This is a genomic window from Acinetobacter sp. A47, from assembly GCF_000805455.1.
In the GTDB taxonomy this organism is placed as follows: domain Bacteria; phylum Pseudomonadota; class Gammaproteobacteria; order Pseudomonadales; family Moraxellaceae; genus Acinetobacter.
On record NZ_JSUS01000064.1, the window covers coordinates 226,872 to 243,262 of the forward strand.

Genomic DNA, 16,391 nt, shown 5'->3' on the forward strand with positions numbered 1-16,391 from the left:
GTTGAATATGCCAACCCGTATTAACCTGATGCTGACCTATGCTTTACTGGTCTTTATCTGGGCGACCACCCCGCTTGCAATTGTATGGAGCGTTTCCGACCTGCATCCGATGTGGGCTCTGGTGATCCGCTTCTTTATTGCCTTGCCTTTGGCAGTAACGATGTTGCTGCTGTTAAGGGTCAAATTTCCGGTTCATAAAGTTGCTTTATTGAGTTATGCCGCAGGTTCATTAAGCCTGATTGGTTCGCAAATTTTTACTTATGCGGCCACTGCTTACCTCAGCTCTGGCCTGATTGCCTTGATGTTTGGTCTGGCACCGATTATGGCCGGGCTGATTGGGCGCTTTGGCTTTCAGCAAAAACTGGCAGCTTTGCAATGGCTGGGAATGGCCACCTCCATTACGGGGCTGGCCCTGATCTGTTTGAGCGGTAGCCAGCAGCATGTGCAGCCGATCGGGATTGTTTTAATGCTGGCCAGTGTGTTTTCTTATTCACTGTCCATTTTTCTGGTCAAGAAGATCAATGCAGATTTGCCGGTCATGGCACAGGCAACCGGTTCAATTCTGGTCTCAACCTTATTGGCAACCCTGTTGATCCCCTGGATCTGGCAATATGCGCCAACACATTTTCCTTCAGCAAAATCGGTGCTTGCCCTGACATATACCATCATCATGGCCTCGTTGATTGCCATGTTCTGCTATTTTAAATTGGTACGAAACCTGCAACCGACCACATTATCACTCACCACAGTCATGACCCCGATGCTGGCAATCCTGATCGGGGCTTACCTGAACCATGAACAATTGTCGGCGCAGGTCTTTGTCGGTGCCAGCATTATCCTGTTCGGTTTATTGCTGTACTTTTTTAAGGATTTAAGAGCGTATCGCCGTTTAAAATCTTAAATTGGGGAAGCCTGAGAGGAGCCGGCTTCGGTCTGTTGGGCCTGCCGGATGCTGGCGGCTAGCTTGGCACGATCTTGTGGATTTAAGGTCACAAAATAGGCACCGATACGGAATTTTCCCTGTTCTTCCGGTGTACTATGTGCGACCTGGGCAATAGCTGCGATATGGAAGAAATTTTCAGGATGACTCAAGGTAATATGGATATAACTCCCCGGGTTAATATCCTGTGTACTAAAAAAACTCAAACCATTTTCGGAAACATTGACCTGTTCAGGTACGGGCAATAAAGATTGCACGATGTTGTCATAATAAGAGCCGGTAACCAGGTTTAATTTCTGGTTAAAAAGGGATAAGATGCGAGCAATTTGTTGATCTTTTTCATTTAATTGTTCTAATTCGTAGCGAAACGCATGATCAAATTGATCTAATTCTGCAAGTAGTAGAAAATAGCGTGGCAATACGAAATGGGAATCATACGGATCATTCAGCGCAACATCATCGGGAATGATTTGATAGTTGATTCTCAACACGGCATCAATGCGAGACATCACACGACGTTCGGTCGTCTCGTCAACAAGATGATGTTGTGAATTTTCCATAATAAATCACCTCGGACTAGCTGGTATGTTTAAGCCAATTTCGCTGTATATAGGGTTGAGATACACTCGTGCTCGGCGGAGTAATCATTTTATTTCTTTTGTCGCTTTAGTTTCCATGATCGGCTTGACGCTTGGTGTTGCTGTCCTCATTACAGTGTTATCTGTCATGAATGGTTTCGACCGTGAATTAAAAAGCCGTGTCCTTGGAATGGTTCCACAAGCCACTGTTTCTTCTACTCAAATTCTAACAGATTGGCCTGAGCTTGTAAAAAAAGTTGAGAACCACCCGCATGTCACCGGTGTTGCGCCTTTTACTCAATTGCAAGGGATGTTAACTGGGCAGGGGCAGGTCGCAGGCATTATGGTGACCGGAATTGAACCAGAATATGAAAAAAAGGTTTCCATTATCCAGAACCATATGGTGGCAGGTGATTTAAGTGCGTTGAAAAAAGGGGAGTTCGGGATTGTTTTGGGGAAAGACATGACCGATGCATTGGGACTGGGCTTAAATGACAGTGTGACCTTGGTCCTGCCCGAAGCGACGCCATCTCCAGCCGGAGTAGTGCCACGTTTTAAGCGTTTTAAGATTGTCGGTATTTTTAGTGTCGGTGCCGAGGTAGATTCAATGGTGGGCTATATTGCCTTGAATGATGCCTCGACCCTGTTACGCTTGCCAGATGGGGCCCAGGGTGTACGTCTTAAAGTAGATGATATTTTTGCCGCGCCTGAAGTGGTCCACCAGATCGTCAAACAGTTACCAGACAATTTTTACGCAACCAGCTGGAAAGAAACGCACGGCAGTTTATTCAGTGCGGTACGAATGGAAAAGAATCTGGTGGGGTTACTTTTATTTCTGATTATTGTGGTGGCTGCATTCAATATCGTTTCGTCATTGGTGATGGTGGTCACTGAAAAAAAGGCAGATATTGCCATTTTACGTACTTTAGGTGCCTCGCCCAGATTCATCACCTCTGTTTTTATTGTGCAAGGCACGATCATTGGCATTGTCGGTACCGTGATCGGAGTGATATTAGGCAGTACCTTTGCATTAACCATCAGTGATCTGGTGGGCTGGTTGAATCATACCTTTGGACTTAATTTATTTAGTGGTTATGTCATTGGCTATTTACCTTCTTATTTACGCTGGCAAGATGTGTTGATTGTTGTGACAGCATCTTTATCTATCAGTTTTTTAGCAACAATTTACCCTGCTATCCGTGCAGCGAAAACGCAACCAGCCGAGGCATTACGTTATGAGTAAGATCGTTCTAGAATCAAAAAATATCTTTAAGCATTTCGATGACGGCAAAAGTAAAGTTGAAGTGATCAAGGGCTTGTCGCTACAGGTCAATGCAGGCGAGTTTGTTTCTATTGTCGGTTCAAGTGGTTCAGGTAAAAGTACCTTGTTACATGTGTTGGGTGGTCTGGAGCAACCCTCGCAAGGCGAAGTGTTTTTACAAGGCCAGCGCTTTGATAATCTGGGTGAGGCAGAGCGTGGCTACAAGCGCAATCAATATCTTGGTTTTGTTTATCAGTTCCATCATTTATTGCCAGAATTTACCGCCTTGGAAAATGTGGCGATGCCCTTGATGTTGCGCCGTGAAAGTCAGTTTAAGGATGTGAAAAAGCAGGCTGAATACCTGCTGGATCGTGTCGGTTTATCTCACCGGATGGATCATAAACCGGGTGAGTTATCGGGAGGGGAACGCCAACGTGTGGCGCTGGCCCGTGCTCTGGTAACCAAACCTGCGGTTGTGCTGGCCGATGAACCGACCGGAAATCTGGATCGTAAAACCGCGCTCAGTATTTTTGAATTGCTCACCGATTTGAAAAAAGAGCTTAACATGGCCATGCTGATCGTGACGCATGATGAACAACTGGCACAGTCAGCAGATTCAATTCTGCATATGCAAGATGGGATATGGGTGGATGAGCATGTTTAAACCCATTTCATTTTTTATTGGACTGAAGTATACGCAAGCCAGAAAAAAAAGCCGTCTGGTGTCATTTATTTCGTTGATGACCATGATTGGTTTGACGTTAGGTGTTGCCGTGCTGATAACGGTTTTATCGGTGATCAATGGTTTTGACCGGGAATTGAAGAACCGTATTTTAGGTATTGTGCCGCAAGCGACCATTGCATCGACACAAATTATGACCAATTGGGACGCTCTGGCGCAAGATATCGCTAAACAGCCTCATGTTGATGCCGTTGCGCCTTATACCCAGTTACAAGGAATGCTAACCGCGCATGGTCAGGTGACCGGGATTTCGATCTCGGGAATTGAACCAGAATATGAAAAACAAGTCTCGATTGTTCATAATTATATGAAAGCAGGGAGTCTGGATGCGCTGCAAAAAGGCAAATATGGAATCGTACTGGGGCAAGATCTGGCAGATAGCCTTGGGCTTGAGTTACATGACCCTGTAACGCTTGTGTTACCTGAAGCGACCAATTCATCAGCAGGCGTGGTACCACGTTTCAAGCGTTTTGAAGTGGTTGGAATATTTAAGATTGGCACGCAAGTCGATTCGATGGTGGGGTATATTGCCTTAAATGATGCGTCAACCTTATTACGCTTGCCCGACGGTGCGCAAGGTATACGCTTAAAGCTGGATGACATTTTTGCCGCGCCAGAGATTTCCGAAAGCATTATCAAAAAATTACCGAGTAATTTCTATGCTTCGAACTGGACCTATACGCAAGGTAATTTATTCAGTGCCATTCAAATGGCAAAAAACATGGTGGGCCTATTACTTTTACTCATTATCATTGTAGCTACCTTTAATATTATTTCATCCTTGATGATGCTGGTTACCGATAAAAAATCAGATATCGCGATATTACGTACTTTAGGTGCATCCCCATTGTTGATTACTCAGATTTTTATGGTACAGGGCACCATTATTGGCGTCATTGGCACCGGTTTAGGTACCGTTTTAGGGGTTATTCTGTCTTTAAGCATTGGCAGTATTGTATCTTGGGTAAATACAACCTTTGGCTTAAATTTATTGGATGCATATTTTGTACATTATTTGCCATCATATTTGCGCTGGCAAGATGTACTGCTGGTCGTAAGTGTTTCATTACTTTTAAGTTTGCTGGCAACCATTTATCCGGCAATGCGTGCAGCAAAAGTTCAGCCTGCAGAAGCATTACGTTATGAATAATGCATAAATATTGAATTAGACCTCTTGTTAAAGCCCTGAAAAAGGGCTTTAATTTTGCCTTTAGAATAACTACAACCTCATTTTAAAAAATGTTTAAAATCGTCCTGTTCGGCTGGATTGCGGGTATAACCCTAATGGGGCAGCGTTTTCCCTTTGCAATACAAACCTGGTGGCTCTGGCTAATCCTCGCAGCAGTGATCTTTGCTACAGGTTTATATAAACGCACTTCAAGCACTTCTCCCTCTATTGGCTATACCTTGCTGCTGGTCAGTACAAGCTGGGCACTATTCTGCACAGGCTTTTATTATGCGAATACTGCTTTGGAGCAGCGTTTAAAATTAAGGGAAGTGGAAGTTCAGCCTTTTGAAGCAATTGTTTATATTAAAAAAATAGATGAATTGAGCGGTGGTGAGGGCCGTAAACAGGTTGCCGAAATACTAAACCGACATCGTCAACCGGTAGACTGGGTGTTTTATCTGGGGCAAGGAGTTGAGCAGGTTCCGCAACAAGACTTGCGCTTAGGTCATTATTATCGTGTTTATGGCACAGTCCAGCCCGCACACAGTTATGCCGTTGCCGGGGTATTTGATCAGGAAAAATGGTTTTTGCAGCAGAATATCATGTCGGCCTATCTGGTCAGGCATATTCAGCCACTCTCTCATGAGCAGATCTATGCTTTGGGTTACCGGCAACATTTAAAGCAGCAACAGACATTAAAAGCCAGATTGCTGTTAAAGATAGAAAACCTGCGTTTGGTTTTCCGGCAGATGTTGCAAGGGTCATCTCTGCAGCATCAGGGGCTACTACTGGCACTGTTGACTGGTGATGAAAGTTTATTAAAGAATGAGTTGAAGCAGCAATTCCAGCAACTTGGTATTTCACATCTGTTGGCAATTTCCGGCCCGCATGTACTGATTTTTGCCTTAATGCTGTCCTGGTTCATCAAAAGCGTGATACAGCGTTATTGTCCGGTGCTGTATTTATGGAAACCGCGACAGATCCTGCTACTGTTACCTTTCGGACTGAGTGTGGTTGTTTATGTGGCTTTTATCGGTTTTGAAATACCTGCAATTAGAACCTTATTAACCGTTATGATCGGCAGCCTGTACCTTATGTTCAGGCAATCCGTTCAGCCACTGGCTTTACTGGTCTATAGCGCCAGTTTGCTGCTGGTTTATGATCCGTTTAGTGCCTTGTCGACGGCTTTCTGGCTGTCTTACGGGGCCTGTTTTATTTTGTTGCGGGTTTATCAAACTATTCAGCAGTTTCCACAAGACCAGGTGGCAACAGCCCTGCAGAAACAGGTCTGGACACTGAAGGTACTGGTTGAGTCACAGTGGAAAATTTTTATTGCCTTATGTCCCTTGATGCTGATTTTTTTCCAGCAAATTTCCTGGACGGCGCCACTGAGTAATTTCATTGCAGTTCCATTATTGAGCGGGATTGTGGTACCACTAGACATTATTGCGGCTATTCTATGGCTGCTTCTACCTGCTGCCGGCCTGCTGTTGTTCCAGCTTAACAACCAGTTGCTCACCATTGTAATGGTGTTGCTCAATGGCGTGCAGCAGCTGTCTCCACAGTTGTATGGAGTAAGTTATACACCGCTGATGATGGTGAGTTTAATGCTGGGAATTGCGATCCTGTTTATGCCGCGAGGCAGTATTCCCAAGTTTTGGGCTGTCATTTGTGTTGTGCCGATCCTGTGTGGTGTTCAGAAACAGCAAACTGTCTTGAATATTCTTGATGTCGGGCAGGGGCAGGCAATCTTTTTACAACATCCCCAGCAGACCTTGATGATTGATACTGGTGGTGCTTATGACGAGCGTAAATTTGGTATTGGCGAGCGTGTGGATATCCCGTTTTTAAGGCAGCAAGGAATACGGTCACTGGATCATGTCATTCTATCTCATCTGGATCAGGATCATAGCGGCGCATTTCCGGCTATACAAAATGCCTTTGCGATTACTCAGGTACAGTCCAATGAACGAAGTGACAAATTGCCTTTCCAGAATAATTTCTCATATTGCTATCAGGGACAAAACTGGTCTTATACCGATCTGGACATCAAGATTTTATCGCCTGCACAAGATGGTCTGAATTTTGCCAAACATCAGCAAAATGAACAGTCCTGTGTAGTCTATCTGCAATTTCGCAATACCCGGCCGTATCAAAATTTTTTAATTATGGGAGATGCCGGATGGGAAACCGAATTTAAACTGCTGCAGCAATATCCCGATCTAAAGGTGGATGTGTTGGTGTTGGGTCACCATGGCAGTAAAAACAGTTCTGCCTATGATTTTCTGGCGACTTTAAAACCCAAGCTGGCAATTGCTTCTGCCGGTTTTCATAATCGTTATGGTCATCCCAGCCAGGAAGTTCAAAAACGTCTACAGGCTTTACATATTCCCTTGCTCAATACTGCGCATACCGGAACGGTGAGCTTCCTGTTTGAGCAGGGCAAGGTTGAAGTCAAACAACAACGCCAGCAAAGAACATGGTTACGACGAGAATAGCCTAAGCAGTCTCTTGTTGTGTTTGTTGACGAACTGCGGCTACCCGAGCCAGGGCTTCATGTTCATCAATGTCATAAATTTTCTTGAGGGCTGGATGGGCACGAAAGCGTTTATAGCTCCAGTGATAATGTTCAGGATAACGCCGGATCAACTGTTCCAGAGTCTGGTGCAGAATACGGGTTCCATGTTCGGCACTTCCTTCATACACCTGTGGATCAACCGGTTCAATATACATATCAAAGCCATCTTGATCATTACGCATGGTATACAGAAGCAGTGCCTTGGCCTTGGTTTTTTGAATCAGTTTGGCACTCAGGCTGCTCGATGCCAGAGGGATGCCGAAGTATTCGATCATGTCGCCACCATGATCGGGGGTATGGTCAGGCAAGATCGCTGTGGTACCGCCCTGTTTTAAGGCCTTGAAAATCTGTCTTACCCCACTTTCATCGGTCGGAACCAGATGTGCTTGTTCACGGCTACGGGCATCACGGACGAACTGGTCGGCAGCAGGATTTTTAACAGGCTTATACAGGATTGTCATCGGACTATACTGTGCAACCCACGCATTCATGACTTCCCAGGTTCCAAAATGGGGAACAACCAGCACCACACCTTTCTTTTCTGCCAAGGCATCATGTAAGTAATGCTCGCCATGAATGGTATCAATACGCCGGATATTCTTCTGGTTGGAGGCGCCCCAGATACTTAAAAACTCAAAATAAGAAGTGAGCTCATTATGGATTGCTTTTCTGACCAGCTGCTGTCGTTGTTGTGCTTCCATCTCGGGGAAAACAATCTGTATGTTCAGGCTGATGATCTTGGAAAGCTTGGAGAGGGAAAAGGTATTGACCAATCCTGCAACCAGACCTGCCATGAAACGACCCAGTTGAATCGGTTGTCGACTCAGGAGTTTGATGAGACGGTAATTTGTGCTGCTGGATTTGGATTGTGTCATGTAGTTCAGATGAGAATAGTTACAAAGGAAAAGTATAATGCAAAAAATAATTATAAGTTAAAACAAGTTATTTAAACAGTTTTGCCCAAATCAGCGTATATAATAAAGCCACTTTAAAACATATTGGATTGGAATCTTATGTCCGATTGGCCACCAAAACCAAAAAACGAATCAACAAATAGTGATCAGGTGACGGGTAAAGAATGGCAAATTTTAGAAAAAGCCGTTCTTGCATCTGTGGAAGAGCAACGCCGTAGTCGTCGTTGGAGTATCTTTTTTAAATGTTTAGGTTTCGCGTATTTATTGATTGTCTTGATCGCAATGACCAAGAGCTGTTCAACTTCACCCGAAAAATCGACGACAAGCATCAGTGGAGATCATCTCGCGGTGATTGATATCGTGGGTACGATTGACTCATCTGCCGGGCAGTCTACGGTCAATAGTGAAGATACCAATAAAGCCCTAAAACGTGCCTTTGATGCAAGTGGCAGTAAAGCAATTGTTTTAAATATTAATTCTCCGGGCGGTTCTCCAGTCCAGTCAGATGAGATCTGGCAGGAAATCCGCTATCAGAAAAAACAGCATCCAGACAAAAAAGTCTATGCCGTGATTGGGGATATGGGTGCTTCAGGCGCATATTATATTGCATCTGCTGCCGATGAAATCATTGTCAATCCATCAAGCTTGGTGGGCTCAATTGGTGTGATTATGCCAAACTATGGTCTAAGCGGTCTGGCACAAAAGCTCGGGATCGAAGATCGTACCCTGACTGCCGGTAGCAATAAAGACATCCTGAGCATGACCAAGCCATTAGATCCGGCACAAAAGCAACATGTCCAATCGGTACTGGACAATGTGCATGGCCACTTTATCAATGCGGTTAAGGAAGGTCGTGGTAAGCGCCTGAAATCTAATGATCCTGCAATCTTCTCGGGACTGTTCTGGACAGGCGAGCAGGCCATTGCGTTAGGGATTGCCGATCGTAGCGGTAGTATTACCACACTGATGCGGGAGCTGAAAGTCGAGCAAAAAGTAGACTACACCGTACAGCGTAATCCTTTAGAATCAATCTTGGGGCGTATGGGCGCCAAGATTGGAGAGGGGATCAGCAGTTCACTGGCAGCACAGCTGGAAACCCGGCAGAATGCCAAGATACAGTAATGTATCGTTTTTGATCTTGTCAGGGCTGTGGTTTACACAGCCTTTTTTTATGCTAAAAATAACTGGACAGTTTTTCTTTTTATTTGCAATACATATGTAGAGCTGGATAATTGATCAATCAGTGCGAATAAAAGACAGGCTTATGAAACCTTTGATACATTTTGCCCATGCCAATGGTGTCCCATCTAAAGTTTATCAAAAGCTGTTTGATCAGTTGAAAGATCAATATGACATTATTTATGTGGCCGAAATTGGCAATGATAAACGCTACCCGGTTACCCATGGCTGGACACATCTGGTCGATCAGGTGATTGATAGTATTATTCAGCAGGCACAGGGACGCAAGGTCATTGGCCTGGGCCATTCCTTGGGTTCAGTCTTGACCCTGATGGCGGCTTATCGGCGTCCTGAGCTTTTTTCACAAGTCATCATGCTTGATCCACCCCTAATCATTGGTAAAGCCTCTTTTGTTTTTCACTTGGCCAAATTATTTAAGCCGAAGCTGGTAGACAAGATCACTCCGGCGGGTTTGTCTGTACGTCGTCGTGATCATTGGGAATCGCGTGAGCAGGCCGCAGAATTACTCGGATCAAGAGGGTTTTACCAGTATTTTGATGCGGACTGCTTTCAGGCCTATATTGAGCATGCCTTAACGGATGATCGGCAGCGAGGGGGTGTGACCTTGACCATTCCTAAAAAGGATGAGGTTGAATTGTTCCGAACCACACCGTCGATGTGGTGGCTGCCTATGCCAAAGCCGCCGGTTGCCGTGCATCTGGTTGTGGGCCAGGACAGTGTTTTCCTGAAAGAAAAATTCCCTCAGGTTGCAAAAAAGAAACTGGGTATTCCATTTTCTGTTGTTGAAGGAGGGCATATGTTCCCCTTGGAGCATCCCCTGGATACCGTTGAGAAAATTAAAAGCTTGGTGCTTTGATTGTTTTTATGAGACATGCCGAGATTATTCTCAATGCACTTGACTTGCTGGGGTATGGACAAGAAAGTTGCCAGGCAAGCGTGCTGAATTTTTTTGTTGCTTATCAACAACAGGTTGAATATATCCGCGACTTTTTAGCAGTATTTGGCCTTTCGTTAAGCAATCTACAAACACAAGAGCAGCTTATAAGCGTATTTGATCAATTCAACCATAAAAACTGGCAAGAGATTGATCAGTATTCATATCAAGAAGGTGAGTATTACTGCTTTCTTCGCATCAAAGTTTTTCTATTGCATTTGCACGATGAACATGATGCAGATGAAAGTATGGGGTGGTTAAATATTTTCCAAGAAAAATATTTGTCCTACCTTTTAGAGTCATAAAAAAACACATCCTGAGATGTGTTTTTTTATTGTTAAAACTGGGCAAACTGAATAGGGCGTTCCAGCGGTTTCTGGTTAAAATAGGCTTGCCCGTCTTTCCAGCGCAGCTGACCATTGCAAAACCACTCTGCAACCTGAGGATAAATAAAATGCTCAAGTTCATGCACACGTTTTGCCAGACTTTCTACCGTATCATGCGTACCGACCTGAATGGCTGATTGAGCAATGCTTTGTCCGGCATCCAGTTCGGCCGTCACAAAATGCACCGTACAGCCATGCAAACGGTCTCCTGTATTCAATACGCGTTGATGAGTATGAGTGCCTTTATAAACAGGCAGGAGCGATGGATGGATATTTAACATTTTGCCTTGCCACTGACGGACAAAGCCCGGAGTTAAAATCCGCATAAAACCGGCCAGAATGACTAAATCGGCTTGCCATGCCAGCAATTGTTGATGCACGGCATCGTCAAAGCTTTCCCGGCTTGGATAATCTTTATGTGAAATCACAGCAGTAGCAATATTGGCAGTTTGGGCACGCTGTAATGCATAAGCATCAGCTTTGTTCGATAACACACCAATGATTTGCCCTGACAGATTTGCATCTATCAGGGCTTGTAAGTTGCTACCGTTGCCAGAGACAAGGACAGCAATTTTCATTATGCAAAGATCACGCGAATTTTTTCGTCAGCGCCTTCAACCGATTCGGCATTTTCCTGAATATGCCCGATTTTCCAGGCTTTTTCACCTTGTGCATTTAACAGCTCAACAGCTTTGTCTGCTTCGCTGGCATCAACCGCAATGACCATGCCAACGCCACAGTTAAAGGTACGATACATTTCAAAGCGTTCAACATTACCTTCACGTTGTAACAACTGGAACAATTCAGACCATTCCCAGCTTGATTCGTCAATCACGGCCTGAGCACCATTTGGAAGCACACGTGGCAGGTTACCTGGCAAACCGCCACCTGTAATGTGTGCCATGGCATGGACATCAACCTGTTTGCACAACTCCAGTACCGGCTTGACATAAATACGTGTAGGTTCCATTGCAACATCTGCAAGCGGGCGACCATCTACGATCTGATTCAGGTCGACATTCTTAACGTCTAGAATCTTGCGTAACAGTGAATAACCGTTTGAGTGAGCACCACTAGAGGCAACACCAATCAGAATATCCCCGGCTTTTACCTTGGAGCCATCAATAATTTTGCTTTGCTCAACCACACCGACAGCAAACCCGGCAAGATCATAATCTTCGCCTTCGTACATGCCTGGCATTTCAGCAGTTTCACCACCCACCAATGCACAACCGGCAAGTTCACAGCCTTTACCGATTCCGGTCACTACATTTGCTGCAACATCAACATTCAAATGGCCTGTCGCATAGTAGTCAAGGAAGAATAATGGTTCTGCACCGCACACCAGCAAGTCGTTTACGCACATTGCGACAAGATCTTGACCAATGGTATCGTGACGGTTGAGATTAAGCGCCAGACGTAATTTTGTACCTACGCCATCTGTTCCTGAAACCAATACAGGTTCTTCATAACCTTTCGGAATTTTGCATAGTGCACCAAAGCCACCGAGACCGCCCATTACTTCAGGACGAGTGGTGCGTTTAGCGACAGATTTGATACGATCGACCAGTGCGTCGCCCGCTTCAATGTCGACGCCCGCATCTTTATAGCTTAAACCAGTGTTTGGGGTAGAAGTTGAGTTGCTCATAGTGAAGTCTCCGCATTGGCGGCAGATTATAACCTGAATATACGAAACTCTTATGTTATTTATGCTCGAAAATGCTATCTTTAATTAAATTTTTTTTCATTTATAACGATTATACTAAAAAAGGCTAGATTTTATGCAAGATCAGGTACTACGTCGTATCTTTATCCTCGCTGGGCTCGCATTATTGCTTTGGGTGCTCTATCTGCTGAAGCCCATCGTCATTCCTTTTGTAGGTGCTTTTTTTATTGCCTACCTGTTTAGTCCACTTGTGGATGTTCTTGTTAAAGTTAAATTGCCACGCTGGCTTGCAATCAGTATCGTGTTTATCGGCATTGGCGTGACCTTGACCATGGTGCTGTGGTTCCTGGTACCACTGATCTGGAAACAGCTTATGTATGCGCGGGACAGCATTCCGGCCGGTATACACTGGATCAATGCCACATTCCTGCCTTGGGTGTCCCATACCTTCAATGTCATGCCAATGGAAATTGATACCGAACAGATTTCAAAAGCCGTGATGGATTATATCCAGACCAATTATAGCGCTGACAGTATCCAGAGCATGGCCTTGAGAGTTGCCCAATCCGGTCTGAATTTTATCCAGCTGGGCGGGGTGGTGATCCTGATCCCGATCATTTCCTTCTATTTCCTGCTAGATTGGGAAAGAATGCTGCAAAACATGCGTCGCCTGATTCCGCGCCGTTATGAGGCATCAACCTTAACGATCGTGAGCGAATGCCATAGCGTTTTAGGTGCTTTTGTCAAAGGCCAGTTTCTTGTCATGCTGTTACTGGGCGTGGTCTATGCAATTGGCTTGCAACTGATCGGACTGGAAGTCGGCCTGATTATCGGCATGATCGCCGGTTTGGCCAGTATCATTCCTTATCTGGGTTTCGGGGTGGGGATTATTGCAGCGATTGTGGCCACTTTATTCCAGTTTGGACTGGACTGGACACAACTGTTACTGGTGGGTGTGGTCTTCATGATTGGTCAAATGGTCGAAGGTTATATCCTGCAACCGTTCCTGTTAGGAGATAAAATCGGTCTTTCTCCGGTTGCAGTGGTTTTTGCTGTACTGGCGGGTGCCCAGCTGGGCGGATTTCTTGGAATGCTGATTGCGCTGCCGGTTGCTGCCGTGATTGTGGTGCTGCTTAAACATGCCCGTGATAATTACGAAAAAAGCCGCTTCTATGGTGCAACCACGGAAGTTGTACTGATCGAGGGTCAAACTCGGCATATAAATGTTGAATCAGATCAAGTAGAGCTTGATATTCAGGTTAAAAACTCTCAAGATACAGAGACTTCAAAACCGAATGATTTAAAGTAATTGAGGAACATATTAACTATATGCGTCAACTACAACTGGATATAGAACCGCAACTCGATGCCCGAATCAGTGATTTTTCGGGGCCGGGTTGGGGACCTGTGGTTGATGCAGTAAGACAGTTACACGCCGGCTTGGTCAGCCGCTTCTACGTGTATGGTGGGGCTGGTACTGGCAAGAGTCATCTGCTTTCAGCAATTTGTGATTCCTATCTGGAGTTAGGCCGTCCTGCCATCAAGGTGTCCTTGTTAGAATTACTCGATGCGCCGATTGAAGCGATTACTTCGCTGGAGTTTTATGACCTGGTTGCCCTGGACGATATTGACGCGATTAGTGGCGTACCGCATTGGCAAAAAGCAGTTTTCCATTTGATGAATAACCATGAAGGACAACTGGTTTTTTCATCCCGGGTTGCACCGATCGAATTGAAACTGGAACTACCTGATCTTCAGTCCAGACTGACCCAGGCAGTGAGTGTAAAAGTCCCGAATGGCAGTTCCTACACAGATCGTCAGGCTCTGCTGCAATCGGTAATGACCCGTCGCGGTATCCATTTTGACCAGCAGATCGTCGACTATCTATTAAGCAATGGTCCGCATCAGGCGTCAATCTTATTACAGACCCTGGCGCAACTTGAAAAAATGCTGAAAGGTGAAAAAACCAAGCTTTCCAATAATACACTGAAGCAAATTTATGCGCTGATTGATGAATATCGTCAATAGTATAAAATTTCTTGAGTAATTTTGAGAGCTATGACAAAGTACGCACAAAGGAATGTGGTTGCAAACACCGAGTTTGTAAAACTAAAAAAAATGAAAAATATAGAAGGAGATGGGTATGCTCAAACGGACGCTTGCCTGCGCTTTATTTGCGATTACCGGACATGTGTATGCTGCGGATATTCAAGTCACAACACTGGTTGATGAAGACAAGGATGATACCGTTTGTTCATTAAGGGAAGCTGTTGAGTTTTTAAATAAAAGAAGCCAGAAAGAATTTGAAAATGGCTATCATGGATGTGGTAATAAAGACTCAAGTAGCACCATCGTCCTGCAAAGAGATAAAGAATACACCTTAAATTCAGCCCTTCATATTAAGGCCGCGGCCTCGATCATTACTGCTGCAAGCGGTGATTTTAATGATAGCCAGAAAGGCATGCATAACGCGACCATTAGCATGGCCGGTAATGACCGTTTATTTGTCATTGATGATGGCAGTGTAGAAAATACCTTAATCCCGGTTTATTTGATTGAATTAAATTTAAAAGGTTCCACTCATAAAATGAGTGATGGTGGCCTGATTCTGAATCGTGAAGCATTAGGCATCCAGTACTCGCGCTTGACTGGAGGCAATGCGTCCAGAGGAGGAGCGATTTATAATGCCGGTATTTTGACAGATGAGCAAAAGACTGCCGGGATATTAAATATTAGTAATAGCCTGTTGCAAGGAAATAAAGCCGATCAAGGCGCGGTGGTCTACAGTGAAATGCCCTTATATCTGATTACGCAATCTGTGATCCGTGATAATGAAGGTGTAAAAGGCGAAAGCGGTGCCATACTGTATTCACAAACAGGCTTTACCGATAAAACCACGACCGGAGCGATCAGTTCCCGTATTTCCGGCTTGCGTAATACAACAATTTTCCATAATAAAGGTGGCTATGTTGCGAATATTCGTGAAGGAATGCTGCTAAATAATGTCACGATTCTGAAGAATGCTGCAGGATTGTATCTGCAAGCCCCGAAAATAACGACAACAACATCCGAAAATGGTGAAACTACAACCAGCAAGAGTCCGAGTGCTTATATTTCTAATAGCATCATTGTGGCAAATGAAGCAAATAACTGCGCCAGTTCGGCTGATGATGAAGCTGTGATACAAAGTAACCTGATCACTCCTGAATGTAATCGCAACGCCCCTAATGAAAGACCAAATTTCTTCATTGGCAATACTCAGCTCATTGCTGGCGGAAGTAATGATGAGGGCGAGTGTGCTGCCCCGCCTGCAGATGGACTTTTGTGTCCATACTATACGCCTAAAGATCAGATGCTAGGTTACTTCAAACCGCGCTTATTAATGTCTTATACCAGACTTTCAGATTCTTTGATTGTCAATAAAGGGCGAATTTATAGTGATGGCTCGACCGCAGGACTGGCAAGTTGTGAAGGCGCTGATCAGCGTGGCAAAAACCGGAGTGGTTATGATGAGCTATGTGATCTGGGGGCGATCGAACTTGTCGTCAATCGTGCTGATATTCCTGTTGCCGGACAGGATATTTTATATGGTCAGGTAGCCAAGTTCAGTATTGCCGACAGTTTACTGGATGGTGAATTGCTTGACCCTGCCTCATGTGAAAAAGTACTGGGCAAACGTGCCGATAATCAGCCTTGGCAACCGGGCTGCTTGGATATCCAGCAAACGCAAACCCCGTCAAAAGGCAAGTTGACGATCGATCAGGCTGGAAACATTACTTATGTGCCAAATGGAAATTGGCATGGGGCAGATAAATTTAATATGCGGATTATGACCACAACAACCCGTTTTAATGATGTCTCGAATTATTACATTACCATTCCAACCACAATTGTTCAGGACCCACCAGATAATTTTAAAAGTAAAACAGTCAATGTAGGTGGGGGAAGTTTTGGAATGGGGGCAATCCTTGCGCTATTCGGACTTATTGGATTACGTCGCTTTAAATCATAATCAGGGATGACG

15 protein-coding genes are annotated in these 16,391 nt (G+C 44.7%); 11 read left to right on the plus strand and 4 right to left on the minus strand.

The annotated features are described in order from the left end of the window. Positions 1 to 7: 7 nt before the first annotated feature. Positions 8 to 901, plus strand: a complete 894-nt coding sequence (locus OC23_RS13220; RefSeq protein ID WP_038345340.1) for a DMT family transporter — start codon at positions 8 to 10, stop codon at positions 899 to 901. Here the strand turns inward: OC23_RS13220 and OC23_RS13225 are convergent. After that, positions 898 to 1,500 (minus strand): PilZ domain-containing protein, encoded by a 603-nt coding sequence (locus OC23_RS13225; RefSeq protein ID WP_038345342.1) that lies wholly within the window; start codon positions 1,498 to 1,500, stop codon positions 898 to 900. The two genes, OC23_RS13220 and OC23_RS13225, sit on opposite strands and share 4 nt — an antisense overlap. 25 nt (positions 1,501 to 1,525) lie before the next feature. Between OC23_RS13225 and OC23_RS13230 the strand changes: the two genes are divergently transcribed. The 4 genes from OC23_RS13230 (at position 1,526) to OC23_RS13245 (ending at position 7,187) form a co-directional block, all read left to right on the plus strand. Continuing rightward, positions 1,526 to 2,761, plus strand: coding sequence for a lipoprotein-releasing ABC transporter permease subunit (locus OC23_RS13230; RefSeq protein ID WP_038345344.1), 1,236 nt, complete (start codon positions 1,526 to 1,528; stop codon positions 2,759 to 2,761). Further along, positions 2,754 to 3,443: a lipoprotein-releasing ABC transporter ATP-binding protein LolD gene (lolD, locus tag OC23_RS13235; RefSeq protein ID WP_038345345.1), complete on the plus strand. Its 690-nt coding sequence runs from the start codon at positions 2,754 to 2,756 to the stop codon at positions 3,441 to 3,443. Before OC23_RS13230 ends, lolD begins: the two co-directional genes overlap by 8 nt. Further along, positions 3,436 to 4,671, plus strand: coding sequence for a lipoprotein-releasing ABC transporter permease subunit (locus OC23_RS13240; protein ID WP_038345346.1), 1,236 nt, complete (start codon positions 3,436 to 3,438; stop codon positions 4,669 to 4,671). The genes lolD and OC23_RS13240 overlap by 8 nt, the downstream gene beginning before the upstream one ends. 89 nt (positions 4,672 to 4,760) lie before the next feature. Next, positions 4,761 to 7,187, plus strand: a complete 2,427-nt coding sequence (locus OC23_RS13245; protein WP_038345347.1) for a DNA internalization-related competence protein ComEC/Rec2 — start codon at positions 4,761 to 4,763, stop codon at positions 7,185 to 7,187. Position 7,188: 1 nt separating this feature from the next. Here OC23_RS13245 and OC23_RS13250 read toward each other — a convergent pair whose 3' ends face one another. Beyond that, complete coding sequence (locus OC23_RS13250) at positions 7,189 to 8,142, minus strand: lysophospholipid acyltransferase family protein (protein ID WP_038345348.1); 954 nt, start codon at positions 8,140 to 8,142, stop codon at positions 7,189 to 7,191. A gap of 138 nt (positions 8,143 to 8,280) precedes the next feature. Between OC23_RS13250 and sppA the strand changes: the two genes are divergently transcribed. From sppA to OC23_RS13265, 3 genes are all read left to right on the plus strand, one after another. Beyond that, on the plus strand, positions 8,281 to 9,303 hold the full coding sequence (sppA, locus tag OC23_RS13255; protein WP_038345349.1) for a signal peptide peptidase SppA: 1,023 nt from the start codon (positions 8,281 to 8,283) through the stop codon (positions 9,301 to 9,303). 142 nt (positions 9,304 to 9,445) lie between these two features. Then, positions 9,446 to 10,237 (plus strand): alpha/beta hydrolase, encoded by a 792-nt coding sequence (locus tag OC23_RS13260; RefSeq protein ID WP_038345350.1) that lies wholly within the window; start codon positions 9,446 to 9,448, stop codon positions 10,235 to 10,237. Between the two features lie 8 nt (positions 10,238 to 10,245). Beyond that, positions 10,246 to 10,620: a hypothetical protein gene (locus OC23_RS13265; RefSeq protein WP_038345351.1), complete on the plus strand. Its 375-nt coding sequence runs from the start codon at positions 10,246 to 10,248 to the stop codon at positions 10,618 to 10,620. A gap of 32 nt (positions 10,621 to 10,652) precedes the next feature. Here the strand turns inward: OC23_RS13265 and purN are convergent, their stop codons facing one another. Together purN and purM are read right to left on the minus strand one after the other, a co-directional pair. Beyond that, positions 10,653 to 11,282: a phosphoribosylglycinamide formyltransferase gene (gene purN, locus OC23_RS13270; protein ID WP_171194800.1), complete on the minus strand. Its 630-nt coding sequence runs from the start codon at positions 11,280 to 11,282 to the stop codon at positions 10,653 to 10,655. Further along, positions 11,279 to 12,349, minus strand: a complete 1,071-nt coding sequence (gene purM / locus OC23_RS13275) for a phosphoribosylformylglycinamidine cyclo-ligase (RefSeq protein WP_038345353.1) — start codon at positions 12,347 to 12,349, stop codon at positions 11,279 to 11,281. Before purM ends, purN begins: the two co-directional genes overlap by 4 nt. A gap of 133 nt (positions 12,350 to 12,482) precedes the next feature. Here purM and cxpE point away from each other — a divergent pair, with 133 nt between their 5' ends. From cxpE to rbtA, 3 genes are all read left to right on the plus strand, one after another. Next, on the plus strand, positions 12,483 to 13,676 hold the full coding sequence (cxpE, locus tag OC23_RS13280; protein ID WP_038345354.1) for a chloramphenicol efflux transporter CxpE: 1,194 nt from the start codon (positions 12,483 to 12,485) through the stop codon (positions 13,674 to 13,676). Positions 13,677 to 13,696: 20 nt separating this feature from the next. After that, a complete protein-coding gene (gene hda / locus OC23_RS13285; protein WP_038345356.1) occupies positions 13,697 to 14,395 on the plus strand; it encodes a DnaA regulatory inactivator Hda in 699 nt (232 codons plus the stop codon). A 115-nt stretch (positions 14,396 to 14,510) separates the two neighbouring features. After that, a complete protein-coding gene (gene rbtA / locus OC23_RS13290) occupies positions 14,511 to 16,379 on the plus strand; it encodes a rhombotarget A (protein WP_038345357.1) in 1,869 nt (622 codons plus the stop codon). Positions 16,380 to 16,391: the final 12 nt, after the last annotated feature.

Coding starts and splice junctions, on each gene's coding strand:
- OC23_RS13220 (WP_038345340.1), top strand. CDS start 8: ATGCCAACCCGTATTAACCTGATGCTGACCTATGCTTTACTGGTCTTT.
- OC23_RS13225 (WP_038345342.1), bottom strand. CDS start 1,500: ATGGAAAATTCACAACATCATCTTGTTGACGAGACGACCGAACGTCGT.
- OC23_RS13230 (WP_038345344.1), top strand. CDS start 1,526: ATGTTTAAGCCAATTTCGCTGTATATAGGGTTGAGATACACTCGTGCT.
- lolD (WP_038345345.1), top strand. CDS start 2,754: ATGAGTAAGATCGTTCTAGAATCAAAAAATATCTTTAAGCATTTCGAT.
- OC23_RS13240 (WP_038345346.1), top strand. CDS start 3,436: ATGTTTAAACCCATTTCATTTTTTATTGGACTGAAGTATACGCAAGCC.
- OC23_RS13245 (WP_038345347.1), top strand. CDS start 4,761: ATGTTTAAAATCGTCCTGTTCGGCTGGATTGCGGGTATAACCCTAATG.
- OC23_RS13250 (WP_038345348.1), bottom strand. CDS start 8,142: ATGACACAATCCAAATCCAGCAGCACAAATTACCGTCTCATCAAACTC.
- sppA (WP_038345349.1), top strand. CDS start 8,281: ATGTCCGATTGGCCACCAAAACCAAAAAACGAATCAACAAATAGTGAT.
- OC23_RS13260 (WP_038345350.1), top strand. CDS start 9,446: ATGAAACCTTTGATACATTTTGCCCATGCCAATGGTGTCCCATCTAAA.
- OC23_RS13265 (WP_038345351.1), top strand. CDS start 10,246: ATGAGACATGCCGAGATTATTCTCAATGCACTTGACTTGCTGGGGTAT.
- purM (WP_038345353.1), bottom strand. CDS start 12,349: ATGAGCAACTCAACTTCTACCCCAAACACTGGTTTAAGCTATAAAGAT.
- cxpE (WP_038345354.1), top strand. CDS start 12,483: ATGCAAGATCAGGTACTACGTCGTATCTTTATCCTCGCTGGGCTCGCA.
- hda (WP_038345356.1), top strand. CDS start 13,697: ATGCGTCAACTACAACTGGATATAGAACCGCAACTCGATGCCCGAATC.
- rbtA (WP_038345357.1), top strand. CDS start 14,511: ATGCTCAAACGGACGCTTGCCTGCGCTTTATTTGCGATTACCGGACAT.